Source organism: Bradyrhizobium sp. P5_C11_2 (assembly GCF_054049755.1).
Genome location: NZ_JBFULT010000994.1, coordinates 1 through 1,422 on the forward strand (window position 1 = coordinate 1; position 1,422 = coordinate 1,422).

A 1,422-nucleotide genomic window follows, 5' to 3' on the forward strand; every position below is an offset into this window, starting at 1 on the left:
CTGTGGTGACCGTAGGGAAAGAAGGCGTCGTCGGCGACGTAGACATAGTGCGCGTCCGGGCACGCGGCCACGACCTCACGCAGCACCGTGAGCCCGCCAAGGCCGGAATCGAACACCAGGATCGTCGGAGAATAGGTCACGTGATCACCCTAGCCCATCATGGTTACCATTCGGTTTTTGGGGCGGTTTTACGGCCGAGCCCTCCAGGGAGCCGATTTGGAACGATTCCACTTCGTATCTTCTGCATTGTCCCGCTATCAGCAGCGATGCTGCGGTGCAGACGGCTCCGCAAAATTGCGGGGGCGCCGACATGATCAGAAACACACATGCCGGCTGGGGCAGCGTCGCCCGGTGGCTTCACTGGGGTTTGGCGCTGGCGATCATCGGCATGATCGGCTTCGGCTGGTGGGTGAACCACATTCCGGCGCGTCCCGACCGCTTCTTCTACCGCTCGATCCACGCCGATATCGGTTATGTGGTCCTGCTGCTCACCGTGCTGCGCCTGGTCTGGCGCGTCATCAATCCGACGCCGGCTATGCCGCCTGGGACCTCGCGCTGGCACAAGATCGCGGCCCATGTCAGCCATGGTGCGCTCTATCTCATCGTGATCGTTGTCGCCATGCTGGGCTGGGCGCATTCCGGCGCGCGCACGCCTGATTACTCGGACTTCTTCGGCCTGTTTCATGTGCCGCAATTCACCTCTCCCGACCGTGCGGCGGCGGGTGCCTATGAGGACTGCCACATCTTCTTTGCCTATGTCCTGCTCGCGCTGATCGCGGTTCACGTGATCGCGGCGCTCTGGCACCACTTCATCCGCCGCGACCGCGTCGTGGTGCGGATGGTGACGGACGAGGCGGGGTAGGGGGACATAGAACTTCTGTTCAATCCGTCATCCCCGCGCAACGGCTTCGCCGTTGCGCGGGGATGACGGTGATGGAATGCTATTGCTTCTACATCGCAATGACGGAGTAGGATGCGGCGTCACGACTGACCAAACTCACGATCGCAGGAGGCGCCATGCTCACCGTCCATCATCTCGGCAAATCGCAATCCGAGCGCATCGTCTGGCTCTGCGAGGAGCTCGAAATTCCCTACGAGCTGAAGCGTTATGCGCGCGATCCCGTCACCATGCTGGCGCCGGCGGACTACAAGGCGCTGCATCCGATCGGGTCGGCGCCGGTGATCACCGATGCCGATTTCGTGCTCGCAGAATCCGGTGCCATCGTCGACTACATCATTGCCAGATACGGCAACGGCCGCCTCGTGCTTCGCCCCGATGACCCCGACTTCGCACAGTTCCTGTACTGGTTTCACTTCGCCAACGGCACGCTGCAAGCCGGAATGGCCCGGCTGATGATCCTGAACCGGCTCAAGCTTGCCGACGACAATCCGATGCTGCTTGCGACCAAGGCGCGCGTCGAC

The 1,422-nt window shown here is 62.1% G+C and carries 2 protein-coding genes and 1 pseudogene; 2 read left to right on the plus strand and 1 reads right to left on the minus strand.

Annotation, left to right across the window (positions count from 1 at the left end; translation table 11 throughout):
• Positions 1–140 (minus strand): annotated as a pseudogene (locus ACXJL8_RS41015) (glutamate racemase); the annotation flags it as partial.
• Positions 141–310: 170 nt separating this feature from the next.
• On the opposite strand from ACXJL8_RS41015, the gene ACXJL8_RS41020 reads away from it, so the two are divergent.
• Positions 311–862, plus strand: coding sequence for a cytochrome b (locus tag ACXJL8_RS41020; protein ID WP_456621312.1), 552 nt, complete (start codon positions 311–313; stop codon positions 860–862).
• A gap of 155 nt (positions 863–1,017) precedes the next feature.
• The coding region (locus ACXJL8_RS41025; protein WP_456687039.1) for a glutathione S-transferase at positions 1,018–1,422 on the plus strand (405 nt) is incomplete at its 3' end.